This is a genomic window from Arthrobacter sp. Z1-9 (assembly GCF_054792695.1).
Genome location: NZ_CP096456.1, coordinates 370,013 through 384,605 on the forward strand (window position 1 = coordinate 370,013; position 14,593 = coordinate 384,605).

The 14,593-nt window shown below is 66.2% G+C and carries 13 protein-coding genes; 5 read left to right on the forward strand and 8 right to left on the reverse strand.

From position 1 onward, the window contains the following. The first annotated feature begins 83 nt into the window (after positions 1–83). Entirely contained in the window at positions 84–1,043 is a 960-nt protein-coding gene (locus tag M1D93_RS01710) for an endonuclease domain-containing protein (protein WP_461173484.1), read from the forward strand. Between the two features lie 183 nt (positions 1,044–1,226). Here M1D93_RS01710 and purU read toward each other — a convergent pair whose 3' ends face one another. Genes purU through glyA form a run of 7 tightly spaced genes read right to left on the reverse strand, consistent with a single transcriptional unit; the run spans position 1,227 to position 10,093 of the window. Next, positions 1,227–2,123 carry a formyltetrahydrofolate deformylase gene (purU, locus tag M1D93_RS01715; RefSeq protein ID WP_461173485.1) on the reverse strand — a complete coding sequence of 299 codons (897 nt, stop codon included), beginning with the start codon at positions 2,121–2,123 and terminating at the stop codon, positions 1,227–1,229. A gap of 3 nt (positions 2,124–2,126) precedes the next feature. Next, on the reverse strand, positions 2,127–3,500 hold the full coding sequence (locus M1D93_RS01720) for an L-serine ammonia-lyase (protein WP_461173486.1): 1,374 nt from the start codon (positions 3,498–3,500) through the stop codon (positions 2,127–2,129). Then, a complete protein-coding gene (locus tag M1D93_RS01725; protein ID WP_461173487.1) occupies positions 3,501–4,139 on the reverse strand; it encodes a sarcosine oxidase subunit gamma in 639 nt (212 codons plus the stop codon). Next, positions 4,132–7,089, reverse strand: coding sequence for a sarcosine oxidase subunit alpha family protein (locus tag M1D93_RS01730; protein ID WP_461173488.1), 2,958 nt, complete (start codon positions 7,087–7,089; stop codon positions 4,132–4,134). The genes M1D93_RS01725 and M1D93_RS01730 overlap by 8 nt, the downstream gene beginning before the upstream one ends. Next, the gene (locus M1D93_RS01735; RefSeq protein WP_461173489.1) at positions 7,086–7,496 is read right to left on the reverse strand and encodes a sarcosine oxidase subunit delta; all 411 of its coding nucleotides are present in this window, start codon (positions 7,494–7,496) and stop codon (positions 7,086–7,088) included. Before M1D93_RS01735 ends, M1D93_RS01730 begins: the two co-directional genes overlap by 4 nt. A gap of 36 nt (positions 7,497–7,532) precedes the next feature. Further along, positions 7,533–8,753: a sarcosine oxidase subunit beta family protein gene (locus tag M1D93_RS01740; protein ID WP_461173490.1), complete on the reverse strand. Its 1,221-nt coding sequence runs from the start codon at positions 8,751–8,753 to the stop codon at positions 7,533–7,535. After that, entirely contained in the window at positions 8,750–10,093 is a 1,344-nt protein-coding gene (glyA, locus tag M1D93_RS01745) for a serine hydroxymethyltransferase (protein WP_461173491.1), read from the reverse strand. The genes M1D93_RS01740 and glyA overlap by 4 nt, the downstream gene beginning before the upstream one ends. Before the next feature lie 156 nt (positions 10,094–10,249). Here glyA and M1D93_RS01750 point away from each other — a divergent pair, with 156 nt between their 5' ends. The 4 genes from M1D93_RS01750 to M1D93_RS01765 all read left to right on the forward strand — a co-directional run bounded on the left by M1D93_RS01750 (position 10,250) and on the right by M1D93_RS01765 (position 13,592). Beyond that, on the forward strand, positions 10,250–10,921 hold the full coding sequence (locus M1D93_RS01750) for a GntR family transcriptional regulator (RefSeq protein WP_461173492.1): 672 nt from the start codon (positions 10,250–10,252) through the stop codon (positions 10,919–10,921). 118 nt (positions 10,922–11,039) lie between these two features. Continuing rightward, positions 11,040–12,245 (forward strand): MFS transporter, encoded by a 1,206-nt coding sequence (locus M1D93_RS01755; RefSeq protein WP_461173493.1) that lies wholly within the window; start codon positions 11,040–11,042, stop codon positions 12,243–12,245. A gap of 116 nt (positions 12,246–12,361) precedes the next feature. Further along, positions 12,362–12,724 (forward strand): hypothetical protein, encoded by a 363-nt coding sequence (locus tag M1D93_RS01760; protein ID WP_461173494.1) that lies wholly within the window; start codon positions 12,362–12,364, stop codon positions 12,722–12,724. Between the two features lie 61 nt (positions 12,725–12,785). After that, a complete protein-coding gene (locus tag M1D93_RS01765) occupies positions 12,786–13,592 on the forward strand; it encodes an IclR family transcriptional regulator (protein WP_461173495.1) in 807 nt (268 codons plus the stop codon). 65 nt (positions 13,593–13,657) lie between these two features. On the opposite strand, the gene M1D93_RS01770 is transcribed toward M1D93_RS01765, so the two are convergent. Continuing rightward, positions 13,658–14,590 carry a LysR family transcriptional regulator gene (locus tag M1D93_RS01770; protein ID WP_461173496.1) on the reverse strand — a complete coding sequence of 311 codons (933 nt, stop codon included), beginning with the start codon at positions 14,588–14,590 and terminating at the stop codon, positions 13,658–13,660. Positions 14,591–14,593 lie beyond the last annotated feature (3 nt).

The following is a 14,593-nucleotide window of genomic DNA, read 5'->3' on the forward strand; positions in this document are numbered from 1 at the left end:
ATGCTCTCTCACCCACCAACGCCCAACGCCAGGCCTGTGGATAACTTCTGCGGCGTCCTGCCGCGTCGAGGCACAATGCCAGCATGCGAAAGCAAGAGTTCCTGCCCCCGCCGTTGGCTGAGGCGCCCTTTACCTTCGGTTCGGCCAGGGCTTCCGGTGTCACACTGGACCGGCTTCGGCGCAAGGATGTCGTCAACGTGGGTCGTGGTCTCTACCGCCCGGCGGATTGGGACTTCGATCTGGAAGGCGCCGCCAGGGCATTGTCCGCTGCGTCGCCCGGCGCGTGGATCTCACACGTGACTGCGGCCCGGCTCCGTTGTCAACTGCTGCCACCGTGGCTGGCAAATTCCACGGAACTGCACCTCAGCAAGCCGCGTGCACTGCCGTCCGTGCGCCGGAAGGGCATTTTTGGGCATACCGTCCTGGCCCTTGAGGATGAGATTGAGGTGGTTGACGGCATCAACCTGAGCACCCGGTCCCGCACTTGGCTTGATCTGGCACGGGTCCTGCCGCTCAATGATCTGGTCAGCATGGGTGACGAACTGATCCGCATCCCGCGGGTGGATTTTGAGGGTAGGACCCAGCCCTACGACACCTTGGCGGGGCTTCGCACCCTCGTGGGCCGCCACCCGAATCTTCAAGGCATCGTCAGGGCGCGCGACGCGCTGGACCTGATGCGGGTGGGTGCGGACTCCGCGCCCGAATCGCTGCTCCGCCTGGCTATCGTCAGCGCGGGCCTGCCCGAGCCTGAACTTCAGGTGCCATTGCGCGCGGGAGACGCGAGGTCGCCGTCGGCCGATCTGGGCTACCGTCACCGTCGCCTTGCCATCCAGTACGACGGCGGGCATCACCTTGGCGACGCACAGATACTCAGCGACAGGCGACGGGATAAGGCCTTCAAATCAGCCGGTTGGACGGTCCTTGTTTTCCACAAGGACGATTTTGCCGACGGCTTCGAAGGTGCAGTGCAACGCGTCAAATGTGCACTTCGGAGGGGCTGGCTTGACCACCCGCAGGCGTCAGGGTTTGCCAGCGGTAACTGATCGTCGACAGGGATATGCATCATGGCGAAAAATGGCGCTTAAACCCGTGACGCTCCCTCACTAAAGGCGAGAGAGCGTCGGCGGAAAAGCCGCGTTGTGTGAGAGAGCGTCGCGGGAAAACCCACGTCAAGTGAGAGAGGATCGCCGGAAAAGCCAAATTAAGTGAGAGAGGGTCCGTGGGGGCTAGCGGAGCACCACCGTCCGGCTGCCTTGCAGGATGACCCGGCCCTCGCAGTGCCAACGCACCGCGTTGGACAGGGCCTTGCACTCGGTGTCACGGCCGGCGGCCACCAGGTCCTCGGGCCCGTACGTGTGGTCTACCTCCACGGTCTGCTGCGAGATGATCGGCCCCTCGTCCAGCTCGCTGTTGACGTAGTGCGCGGTGGCGCCCACGGTCTTCACGCCGCGGGCATACGCCTGGTGGTACGGCTTGGCGCCCTTGAAGCTGGGCAGGAACGAGTGGTGGATGTTGATGGCCTTCCCGTCCAGCTTTCGGGTCAGGTTGTCGCTGAGCACCTGCATATACCGGGCCAGGACCACGAGCTCCACATCGAACTCATCCACCAGCTCCAGCAGCCGGGCCTCGGCAGCGGGCTTGGTTGCAGCCGTGACGGGCACGTGGAAGAAGGGGATCCCGTGCCATTCCACCAGTGCCTGGTGGTCGGTGTGGTTGGAGACCACCGCCACCACGTCCACCGGCAGTTCGCCGATGCGCGCCCGGAACAGCAGGTCGTTGAGGCAGTGCCCGAACTTGGACACCATGATCAGCACCCGCCGCTTGGAACCGTGCCGCTCCAGCCGCCAGCGCATCCCGAAGCGCTCCGCAACAGGGCCAAAAGCGGCCCGGAGCGTGTCCGCGGTGGAGGCATCGCCGTCGGACGCAAAATGCACCCGCATAAAGAAGTGCCCTTCGGAACGCTCGCCGAACTGCTGGTTGTCGATGATGTCGCAGCCGTGCTCCAGCAGGAACCCGGAGACGGCGTGGACAATGCCGGGCGATTCCGAGCAGTCCAGCGTGAGGACGTGCTCGACCGTGGTCGCCGGCTGCGGCAGGGAGGTTTCAGTCTGGATGGCAGTCATGGCTCAGCACTCGATTACGTTGACGGCAAGGCCTCCGCGGGAGGTTTCCTTGTACTTGGTTTTCATGTCGGCTCCTGTTTCGCGCATCGTTTTGATGGCTTTGTCGAGGGATACCTTGTGGCTGCCGTCGCCGTGCAGGGCAAGGCGGGCGGCGTTGATGGCCTTCACGCTGGCGATGGCGTTGCGCTCGATGCAGGGGATCTGCACGAGCCCGCCCACCGGGTCGCACGTTAGGCCGAGGTTGTGTTCAATGCCCACCTCGGCGGCGTTTTCCACCTGGGCAGGCGTGCCGCCCAGCACTTCGCAGAGCCCGGCGGCGGCCATGGAGCAGGCGGAACCCACCTCGCCCTGGCAGCCCACCTCGGCCCCGGAAATGGAGGCGTTGATCTTGAACAGGATTCCGACGGCGGCCGCGGCCAGCAGGAAGCGGACTACACCGTCGTCGTTGGCGCCGGGGACGAACTTCACGTAGTAGTGCAGCACCGCCGGGACGATGCCCGCCGCGCCGTTGGTGGGTGCCGTGACGATGCGCCCGCCGGCGGCGTTTTCCTCGTTCACGGCCAGCGCGAACAGGTTCACCCATTCCATGGCCCGGAGCGGGTCGGTCACCCCAGTGTCCGCCGTCAGGGTTTGGAATAACGACGGCGCGCGGCGGCGGACGTTGAGCCCGCCGGGGAGGATGCCTTCCGCGGCGCAGCCGTTGTCCACGCATTCGCGCATGACCGCCCACAGCCCCAGCAGCTTCTCCCGGAGTTCCGCTTCGGTCCGCCACACCAGCTCGTTGGCGAGCATAACGTCGGAGATGGACATGCCTTCGCGTGCGCAGATCTCCAGGAGCTCGTCCGCACTGGCGAACGGGTAGGGAAGGACGGTTGAGTCGGCAACCACCCTGTCGGCGGCATCGGCGTCCCCATCAACAACGAAGCCGCCCCCAATCGAATAGAAGCTCCGTTCGCTGAGGACAGCCCCGGTGTGGTCCAGCGCCCGGAAGGTCATGCCGTTGGGGTGGGCCGGGAGGGACTTGCGCCGGTGCAGCACCACGTCCTCGTCCCAGTTGAAGTCCACCCGGTGGTCGCCGCAAATCCACAGTTCGGCGTCGAGGGCGGCGGCCGCCACCTGGTCGTCCGCGGTAAATGTGTCCACGGTTTCCGGGTCCAGCCCCTTGAGGCCCAGCACCACGGCCTTGTCCGAGCCGTGGCCCCGGCCAGTGGCGCCCAGCGAGCCGAACAGTTCGGCCTGCACGCGCCTGGTGGAGCTGAGGTGTCCGTCGCCTTTGAGTCCGTCGGCGAACAGCTTCGCTGCCCGCATCGGGCCGACCGTGTGTGACGACGACGGCCCGATGCCAACGGAGAACAGGTCCAGGACGCTGAGGGCCATTTAGGGGACCTCGGGGGAGGCGTACTCCCGCATGGCGTCGAGGAGCCAGCGGCCCAGGAAATCGGCGAACGAGGCGCGGGGGAAGATCCGGAAGGTCTCCTCGCCGGTCTTCCACAGCACCACGGGGATGTTGCCGATTTCGGTGGACAGCGCCGTGCCGGCCGACAGGACGCGGGGGTGCAGGTCCAGGGAGCAGCCCTTTTCCAGGACGGCGCGGGACCGGGGTCCGGTGAGTTCGAAGGTGGTGCGGTTGGCGGAGAGGTCCACCACCTGGCCCTCGCCGTCGCCGAGTGCTTCGCGGAGTGCCTGGATCAGGTCGCCGCCGAGGGACTCATGGGCTTCGGTGGGTGCCACCACCAGGAACTCTTCGGGCCCGAGCCACAGTACCGACGTGTCCCTGGAACCGCTGACGGCGCCGCAGGCCCCGGGCAGGCCGCCGGTGACGGTGGCTACGCGCTGTCCGGCGTCGCTGGTCCGGTTGACCCGAAGGCCCACCATGGTCAGGAAGGACACCTCGGACAGTTCCACGACGCCCCGGACGGACCCGGTTTCAAACGCTGCCCGGAGCTGGGCTGCGGGGCTGACACGGAGGGAGAGGTTCTTCTCGTAGGAGGTTGCGGGTGCTGCTGTTTCAGCCATCTTTGCGGGTCCCTTCGGGGTCAAAAAGTACGGTTTCGGCGACGACGACGTCCACAAGTTGATCGCCGGCGGCAGCCACCAGGGTTTCGCCGATGCGGTTGCGGCCGTTCTTGATCAGTGCCAGGCCGAACGACCTGCCCAGGGCGGCGCTGTGGTAGCTGGAGGTGACGAAGCCTTCCATCGGAACCGGCCCGTAGGCAGGGTTGGTGGAGCGGCCCTTTTCCACGAGCTGCGTGCCCTCGGGCAGGCGCAGCGTGCCGTCCACGGGGAGCACGCTGACCAGGTGCTTGCGGTCCTCGCGCTGGGCGTCGGCCCGGGAGTAGGAGCGCTTGCCGATGAATTCCTTGGCCTTGGAGACGATCCATTCCATGCCCGCGTCCTGCGGGGTGACGGTGCCGTCCGTGTCCTGCCCGACGATGGGGTAGCCCTTTTCGGCGCGGAGCACGTGCATGGTTTCGGTGCCGTAGGGGGTGATGTTGAACTCGGCGCCGGCGGCTGCCACGGCTTCCCAGGTGTTAAGCCCGTACCAGGACGGCACGTTGATCTCGTAGGCAAGTTCGCCGGAGAAGGAGATCCGGCAGATTCGGGCGCGGACGCCGGAGGCGAGGGTGGTTTCGCGGAACGTCATGAACGGGAAGGCTTCGGCTTCCAGCCCGCCGTTAGCTGCCAGTTCCGGTGCCACCTTTGCCAGGACAGCGCGGGATTTGGGCCCGACGACGGCAATGGTGCTCCACTGTTCGGTCACCGAGGTGCAGTGCACGTCCAGGTCCGGCCACTCGGTCTGCAGCCATTCCTCCAGCCAGTCCAGCACCTTCGCGGCGCCGCCGGTGGTGGTGGTCATGAAGTAGCGGTCCTCGTCCAGGCGCAAGGTCACGCCGTCGTCGAAGATCATGCCGTCCGCCATGCACATCACGCCATAGCGCGCGGAGCCCGGTGCGAGCTTCTTGAACGCGTTGGTGTAGATCCGGTTGAGGAACTCACCGGCGTCCTTGCCGCGGATCTCGATCTTGCCCAGGGTGGTGGCGTCCATAAAGCCCACGGAGTCACGGACGGCAGCGCACTCGCGCAGTACCGCGGCGTCCATGTCCTCCCCGTCCTGGGGGTAGTACCAGGGCCGCTTCCACTGTCCAACGTCCTCGAACAGGGCGCCCTTGGCCACGTGCCACGGGTGAATGGAGGTGACGCGCGCGGGGTCGAACAGCTCGCCGCGCTGGCGGCCGGCAAGTGCCGCGAACGCCACGGGGGTGAAGGGTGCACGGTAGGTGGTGGTGCCGATGTCACCGATGCCCCGTGAAGCTTCGCCGGCCGTCCGGAGTGCGGCGGCGATGACGCCGATCGCGTTGACGCCGGAGGTCTTGCCCTGGTCGTTGGCGGTGCTGATGGAGGTGTAGCGCTTGATGTGCTCCACGGACCGCATCCCGGCTCCGGTGGAGCGCAGCACGTCGGCCACGGACTGGTCGCGCTGGAAGTCCACGAAGTGGTGGTGCCAGTCGTCCGGGGTGCCCTGCTCACCGGGGACCAGCCACAGTTGGCGGGTGGGGGCGGCGGCCTTCGGCTCGCTGAGGGGTGCGGGTTCGACGGCGGACGCGAACCCGGCTGCGACGGCCGCCTTCGCGCCGGCGGAGATTCCCTCGGCCAGGCAGTCTGCGATAGCGAAGGAGCCGCGGCCGGAGCCGACAATCTGCTGGTTGGGGACCACGGTGCTGGGCACAAAGGCGGCCAGTTCGTCGTCCCAGCGCAGCTTGCCCTGCCGCTGGGAGTGCAGGTGGACCAGCGGGCTCCAGCCGCCGGAGACTGCCAACAGGTCGCAGGCGATCTGTTCGATGCCCGAGGTGAGCTCGCCGTCGTCGTTAATGCTGCGGACGGTGACGCCGTCCAGGCGGCCGTCGGCAGAAGCTGACGTGTTGGCCACCGCGCTGCCGATCAGCACGCGGGTGCCGGCTTCGACGGCGACTGCTGCCACCTCGGTGAGCTGCGGCCGGGCGTCCACCACGGCGGCGATTTTGACATTGGCGGCGCGCAGGTCAGCGGCCAGGGCGTAGGCGCTGTCGTTGGTGGTGCTGATGACCACGCGCTGGCCGGCGGCGACTGCGTAGCGGTTGAGGTAGCTGCGGACGGCCGAGGCGAGCATGATGCCCGGCCGGTCGTTGTTCTCGAACACCAGCGGGCGTTCGTGGGCGCCGGGGGCCAGTACCACCTGGTTGGCACGGATGTGCCAAATCCGCTGCCGGGACACCCCGGAAGCGGCAGGGGAGGACAGGTGGTCGGTGCGGTTCTGGACGGCGATGACGTAGTTGGCGTCGTAGGCGCCGAAGGCGGTGGTGCGGTTCAGGACGGTGGATTCGGCGGCGGAGACGAGTTCGGCTTCGACGTCGGCCACCCATTCCAACGCCGGCTTTCCTTCGATGGTTTCCGCCAGTTCCGGTGCGGTGGAGCCGGAAAGGAGTGATCCGCCCAGTTCCGGCTGGTCGTCCAAAAGCATCACGCGGGCACCGGTTCGGACGGCTTCACGGGCAGCGGCCAGGCCGGCAGGGCCGCCGCCGATGACCAGGACGTCGGTGTGGACGTACGTCTTGTCGTACTCGGCGCGGTCTTCCTCGGGGTCAAGCTTGCCCAGGCCGCTCAGCAGTTCAGCCTGCAGGCCGTCCACCAGGGTGACGGTGGTGGCGGGGAGCATGGACTCGGCCACGTGGCCCGGGAAACGCGGCTGCACCTTGACCAGGGCGTTGGACTCCTCCACGCCGGCGGACATGATGCCGCGGGGGCGGTCCTCGTAGAGCGAGTTGCCTGCGGCGATGCGCCCGTTGGCGAGTAGGGCCGAGGCGAGGGTGTCGCCGGGGTGGCCGGTGAATTCCTCGCCGTCCACGGTGAAACGCCAGGAAATGGTGCGGTCGATGCGGCCGCCGGCGGCGAGGCGGGCGTTGCGGGCCGCGGGATTCTGGGAAGTCACTTTGTTGCTCCTTCCGGGGCGGTGGTGCTGGTTTTCGAAGTACTGGTTCCGGAAATGTCCGGCGCGGCGGTCCCCGTGGTGGTGCTGTTAGCGGCGGTGCTGGCAGTGCCGCTCTCGGCGGTCACCTTGCCGGCGGCGTCCGGCCGGGGCATGCCCATCGGGTACACGGCCTGGATGTCGTAGGTCACGGTGTCGCGGAGCATGTTGAACCACTGGCGGCAGCCGGTGCTGTGGAGCCAGCGCTCGGCGAAGGCGCCCTTGGTGTTGTCCCGGTAGAACAGGAACTCGGCCCATTGGCGGTCGGTCAGTTCGTTCGGGTTTTCCGGGTAGGCCACGTGGGCCTGGCCGCCGTAATGGAACTCGGTCTCGTCGCGGGAGCCGCAGTTGGGGCAGGAGATGAGCAGCATGTGCGTCTTCTTTCTAAAATGCAGGTTCGCTGGCGGCTAGTGGGCGACGGCGGCGGCGCCGTGTTCGTCGATCAGCGCGCCGGTTTCGAAGCGCTCCAGCGCGAACGGCTTGTTCAGCCTGTGCGGGGCACCCGTGGCGATGTTGTGGGCGAACGTCATGCCGGCTGCGGGGGTGGCCTTGAAGCCGCCGGTGCCCCAGCCGCAGTTCACAAACATGTTCTCCACCGGGGTGTTGCCCACGATCGGCGAGGCGTCCAGGGTGGTGTCCACGATCCCGCCCCAAGTGCGGAGCACGTGGGCCCGGGCAAAGATGGGGAAGAGTTCGACGGCGGCCGCCATCTGGTGCTCGATCACGTGGAAGGAGCCGCGCTGGCCATAGCCGTTGTAGGAGTCAACGCCGGCGCCCATCACCAGTTCGCCCTTGTGGGCCTGGGAAACGTAGACGTGCACGTGGTTGGACATCACCACCGTGGGGTGGACGGGTTCGTGCAGTTCGGAAACCAGGGCCTGCAGCGGGTGGGACTGGATGGGGAGCCGGAAGCCGGCCATTTCGGCCAGGACCGAGCTGTGCCCGGCGGCGCAGAGGCCCACCTTTTCGGTGTTGATGGTGCCGCGGTTGGTCTTGACGCCGGTGACCCGGTTGCCGTCCTTGACGAAGCCGGTGACTTCGCAATTCTGGATGATGTCCACGCCCAGCTCGTCGCACTTGCGGGCGAAGGCCCAGGCCACGTGGTCGTGCTTGGCGATGCCGGCGCGGGGCTGGTACGTGGCGCCCATGACTGGGTAGCGGATGTTGTCGTTGATGTTCAGGATGGGGCAGAGTTCCTTGACCTGCTGGGGGTCAAGCCATTCCGCGTCAACACCGTTGAGCTTGTTCGCGCCTACCCGCCGCATGCTTTCGCGGACGTCGCCCAGCGTGTGGGCCAGGTTCATGACGCCGCGCTGGCTGAAGAGGAAGTCGTACTCAAGCTCCTCGGGCAGGATCTCCCAGAGCTTGAGCGCGTGCTCGTAGATGGCGGCGCTCTCGTCCCAGAGGTAGTTGGAGCGGATGATGGTGGTGTTACGGGCCATGTTGCCGCCGGCCAGCCAGCCCTTTTCCAGGACGGCGATGTTGGTCATCCCGTGGTTCTTCGCCAGGAAGTAGGCAGTGGCCAGGCCGTGGCCGCCGCCGCCGACAATCACGGCGTCGTAGGAGGACTTGGGCTCCGGGTTGCGCCAGAGGAAATCCGGGTGCTCGGGGAGCTGGTGGGTGCTCACTGGGCTGCTCCAATCATGTCTGTTTCAAAGGCGGCAATCTCGGAACCGCTGTCATCCCGGGAAAGGTGGGGGTAGAGGGGGAACCGGTCGGCAAGGGCGGTCACGCGGGCGCGGAGTTCGACGACGTCGTCCCCGGCCAAGGTGCCGTTGCCCGCCGAGGCGATCAGCGCCGTCGCGATGATGTCCGCAACTTCTGCGAATTCCTCCGCGCCGAAGCCGCGGGTGGCGAGGGCCGGAGTGCCGATCCGGAGTCCGGAGGAGACCATCGGCGGGCGGGGATCGAAGGGGACAGCGTTGCGGTTGACGGTGATGCCGATGCGGTGCAGGGCGTCTTCGGCCTGCTGTCCGTCCAGCTCGGAGTTGCGGAGGTCCACCAGGACCAGGTGGACGTCGGTGCCGCCGTTGACCACGGAAATTCCTGCTGCGGCAACGTCGTCGCGGAGGAGCCGTTCGGCGAGGAGCTTGGATCCCTGCAGGACGCGTTCCTGGCGTTCCTTGAATTCGGGGGTGGCGGCGAGCTTGAAGGCTACCGCCTTCGCGGCGATCACGTGCTCCAGCGGACCGCCCTGCTGGCCGGGGAACACGGCGCTGTTTATCTTCTTGCCGAACGGCTCCTTGGCGAGGATGACGCCGCCGCGCGGGCCGCCCAGGGTCTTGTGCGTGGTGGTGGTGACAACGTCGGCGTAGGGGACGGGGTTCGGGTGCAGGCCGGCGGCCACGAGGCCGGCGAAGTGAGCCATGTCCACCATGAGGTAGGCGCCCACGAGGTCGGCGATGCGGCGGAACTCCGCGAAATCCAGCTGGCGGGAGTAGGCGGACCAGCCGGCAACGATTAGCTTGGGCTTGTGTTCAAGGGCCAGTGCCTCGACCTCGGCCATATCGATGCGGAGGTCTGCTTCGCTTACGTGGTAGGGGACCACGTTGTAGAGCTTGCCGGAGAAGTTGATCTTCATGCCGTGCGTCAGGTGTCCGCCGTGGGCCAGGCTCAGGCCCATGATGGTGTCGCCCGGGTTCAGCAGGGCGAACATGGCGGCGGCGTTGGCGCCGGAGTGTGGCTGGACGTTGGCGAATTCGGCGCCGAACAGGGCCTTGACGCGGTCAATGGCGAGCTGCTCCACAACGTCAACGTGTTCGCAGCCGCCGTAGTAGCGCTTGCCGGGGTAGCCCTCGGCGTACTTGTTTGTCAGGACTGAACCCTGTGCCTCCATGACCGCGGACGGGGCGAAGTTCTCGGAAGCGATCATTTCCAGCGTGGACTGCTGGCGGCCCAGCTCATGGGTGATGGCCTGCTGGACCTCGGGATCGACGACGGAAAGTCGCTCGTTCAACTGCTCAACCACGGATGCTCCTTTTGAAATACCACTTGTTCGGTAACTGATATATCAGTGTGAGGTCAATGGTATGATCGGGATCACAGCAGAGTCAATAGCTGGACCGAAAGCGGCAGGAAGCTACCGCGTACGGTTTGGCACGTCATCGAAGAACGGAGCGGCGCCTTGAATGCACTTCTTGCTCTGACCCCGGCGGAGGAGGAAGCTCCGTCCCAGGCGGAGGCCGCGTACCGGCAGCTGCGGGACAAGCTGATCATGCTGGAGATCCGCCCGGGTGAGCCGATCAATGACGGGCAGCTGGCGGCTGAGCTTGGCTTCGGGCGGACTCCCGTGCGGGAGGCGATTAAGCGGCTTGAGGTGGACCACCTGGTGGTTTCCTATCCCCGCCGCGGAACGTTCGCCACCAATGTTGACTTCACGGAGCTGGCGGATGTCTCGGAGATCCGGGAACTGCTGGAGCCCCTCGCCGCCCGCCGTGCGGCCGCCCGGGCGAGTGAGGGCATGCGCCGTGAACTGCTGCGGGTGGCCGATGCCATTGCGGGGATTGACCCCACGTCCGGGGAGTCCCGGGACCTCATGCGCTATGACCTGATGGTGCACCGGCTGATCTACAAGGCGGCCGCGAACCCGCACCTGGAAAGCACCCTGATCCGCTACGACAACCTGGCCACCCGTATCTGGTGCGTGGTGCTGGACAAGGTTCCCTCGGTGACCGGCCACATCACCGAGCATGTGGACCTGCTGAAGGCGGTAGCGGCCGGTGACGCCGACAAGGCCGGCGAGCTGGCCCTGCACCATGTCACGAGCTTCGAGGAAACCATCCGCAAGGTGCTGTAGCGCTTCCCGTGCCTAAAACGCTCTATCACTTTTCGCAGCCAAAACCCCAACGCCCCATCACCTAACGCCGCATCAACGGGAACGATCTCTCACTCTTGAAAGGATGGAATGCTTCGCAATGCCTGCTGACACCCGGAACGCACAGGACAGCGCAGTCAGGTTCGGCTTCGCCTTCATCGGCGTCCTGCTCATTGCAGTCAACCTTCGGGTGTCCTTTGTCAGCGTGGGACCGGTCCTGTCGAACATCAGCGGCGACCTTGGCCTGTCCAGTGCTGCAGCGGGGTTTCTGACGGGCCTTCCGCTCATTGCGTTCGCAGTCTTCTCACCCGTGGCGCCTGGCTTCGCGACCCGCCTGGGCCTGGATCGCGCGCTGTGGATGTCCCTTCTGATCCTGGCCTCGGGCATCGTGCTCCGCTCCTTGCCTGTGCCTGGCCTCCTTTGGGCCGGTACGGCATTGATCGGCCTGGCTATCGCGTTCCTTAATGTTCTGGTCCCTTCGCTGGTGAAGCGGGACTTTCCCGCGCGGGTCAGCCAGCTCACCGGAAGCTACACCGCCACCCAGGCCGCCTTCGCCGCGATGGGGGCCGCCGTCGTCGTTCCCGTGGCGCAAACGTCCCCGGCGGGGTGGCGGCTTGCCCTGGGTATCTGGGTGGGACTGGCCATTATCGCCATGGCGGTGCTCCTGCCGTGGCTGCGCCGGCACGGGTCAGCCACCGTGGCCGCCGCCAAGCCGGAGGTTTCCTTCCGGTCGCCGTGGGCCTCGGCCCTGGGCTGGCAGGTGACGGCTTTTATGGGGCTGCAGTCCATCGCCTTCTACGTCCTGATGGCGTGGCTACCCACCATCGAACAAAGCCGCGGGGTTTCAGCCACAACTGCGGGCATCCATCTGTCCGTGTTCCTGCTCATCAGCGTGTTCGCCAGCCTTATGGCCGGGGGAATACTTCACCGGGGTTCGGATCAGCGGCTCGTATCCTTCGCGAGCGGCGCGGCAATGTTTGTGACGTTCCTCGGGCTGGCACTTGCACCGGACCTCACATTGCTGTGGGTCGTTCTGGGGGCAATCGGATGCGGGAGTCTCATTGTGATCGCCCTGTCGCTGTTCAGCCTGCGGACAGTGAACTACCCGCAGGCGGCGTCACTGTCCGGCATGGCGCAGTCCGTCGGCTACGGCCTGGCTGCTGCGGGGCCGGTGATGTTCGGCGGTCTTCGCGACGTGAGCGGAGGCTGGACTCTTCCGCTGCTCGTCACTGCGGGCGTCATGGCGGTTCTCGCCGTGACGGGCCTGCTCGCGGGGCGGGACCGGGTGATCAGCGGTTCGGTGTGACATACGTTCGATTCCCGGAAAAACGCATGGATGAAAATACTGGTCCGCAGTGGCGCGTGGAAGACGTCATGGTCACATGCCCAAAGACGCTTCCCCCGGATTGCACCGTAAAGCAAGTGCGCAGTCTTTTCGATGACGACCACGTCCATATGGCGTTGATCGTGGACGCCCGCGGGCTCCTCCTCACCACCCTGGAGCGCTCGGATATTCCGGCGGACGCCGGCGGTACTGCCAAGGCCACTGCATTCGGGGTGATCCGTCAGCGGACAATTGACCCGAAACTGCCTGCCGCGGCTGCCACCGCGGCTCTGCAGGCAGCGGGTCGGCGGCGGCTCGCCGTCGTGGACGGCCACGGAAAACTTCTTGGCCTGCTCTGCCTAAAACGGACCGGCCTCGGCTTTTGCAGTGATGCAGGAGTTGCTGCCCGCGCAGCAGAGCGGGACACCTGCAGCACCCAGGCGGGTAGGTTGCGAGCGTGACCAGGGCCGATTTTGCCGGTGGTGGATTTCACGCTGCGCAAGCTACTTGAGAGTATTAGTCATGGCTTCGAACAGTGAGCGCGAACCCGACGTCGATGCAGATCCGGGCCACGGCGGCGTTCAGTCCGTGGACCGGGCACTTGCGGTGCTGGAGATCCTGGCGCGGGACGGCCATGCCGGCGTCAGTGACATCGCCGAGGAGATGGGCATCCATAAGTCCACGGTCTCGCGCCTGCTCGGCTCGCTGGTCAGCAGGGAAATGGTCCACCAGAACAGCGAACGGGGTAAGTACCAACTGGGCTTTGGCATCCTGCGGCTGGCAAGCTCCATCCCCGGCAGGCTGAGCCTGGTGCGGGAAGCCCGGCCCGTCCTGGAGGCCCTTGCGGAGGAATTCAAGGAGACGGTGAACCTCGCCGTGCTGCGCTCCAACTACGCCGTAAACGTGGACCAGGCCATGGGCCCGTCCACGCTTGCCACGTATGACTGGGTGGGCAACCTGACGCCGCTGCACGCCACCTCGAGCGGGAAGGTCCTGCTTGCCGCGCTGCCGGCCGAGGACCGGGACCGCATCCTGAAGGAGACCGGCCTGCCGTCGCGGACTCCCCGGACCATCACCAGCCGCAAGGAACTTGAAAACCAGTTGCTCGCCGTCGCCCGCGACGGCTACGGGGTGGTGCGCGAGGAATTCGAGATCGGCCTGACGGCGGCCGCCGTTCCCGTCTACAACCACATGGGTGCCGTGATCGGGGCCATCAGCATCTCCGGCCCGGCCTTCCGCTTTGATCCGGAGGAGATCCCGGGACTGATCGAAGCGCTGAAGCAGGGCGGCCTGCAGGTCAGCGCCAAGATGGGCTACACCGGCCGCTAAGGCATCAGCGTCCCTACAAGGATAGGGAAGCTGCCGAATGCCAGGACAGCCCACGCCGGCAGCTCTCAGAGGTCCTCTTCGAGCCGGGCGGTGAGGATCCGGTTGGCGTTGACCTGCAGGATGCCGAGCGACTCCTGGATCAGGGGTGAGGCGATGCTGCCCCTGCGCACCGCGGCGACAATGCGGCGCGTGGGTTTGGCCTTGCCGGTGATGCGTAGCCGAACCACGTTTTCGGCGCCATGCAAGGGCGCCAGCCGGGGCAGCAGGCCGACGCCCAGCCCCGCACCCACGAACGCGATGTGGGTTTCCCATTCGACGGCTTCATGGGCGATCTGCGGTGTCAGCCCGACTGCCGTGAACGCCGCGGTGAAGAGTGAGTGGTAAGTGGAACCGGCGGCCTCCGTGATCCAAGGTTCCGATGCCAGCTCTTCAAGCGTCGCTGTTTCCCGTGACGCCAGCGGATGGTCACCGGGAATGATCACGTCCAGTGGATCGTCGAGCAGAACTCTCTGCTCGAAGCGCGGATCGTCCTCGCCATAACTCCCCGACTGCATGGCGACAATGACTGCCAGGTCGATTCGTTCCGCAATCAACAAGTCGAAGCAGCGGGCCGGATCAGCCTCAAGAACCTGCACCTCCAGCAGGGGGCGTGTTGACCGTAGGGTGGCGGCCAGCGGCGCGAGCAACTGGGCGGCTGCAGTAGAGAATCCCCCGAGGCCAAAGTGGGACTGCACCTGGTCGCCGGCCTCCATGGCTGCGGCACGCAAGCTCTCCCACTGGGCAATGAGGGGATCCGAGCCCGCCACGAGAAAGCGTCCCGTGGCGGTAAGCCGCACGCCCCGGCCGTCTTTCGTCAGCAGCTGCATTCCAAGCACGCGCTGGAGCTCCCGCAACTGAGCGGATACGGCAGAGGGAGAATAGCCCGTGAGCTCCGCGGTTGCGCCTATGGTGCCACAGCGGGCGAACACGCGGAGTGTGATGAGCCTCGGATCAATCATGCA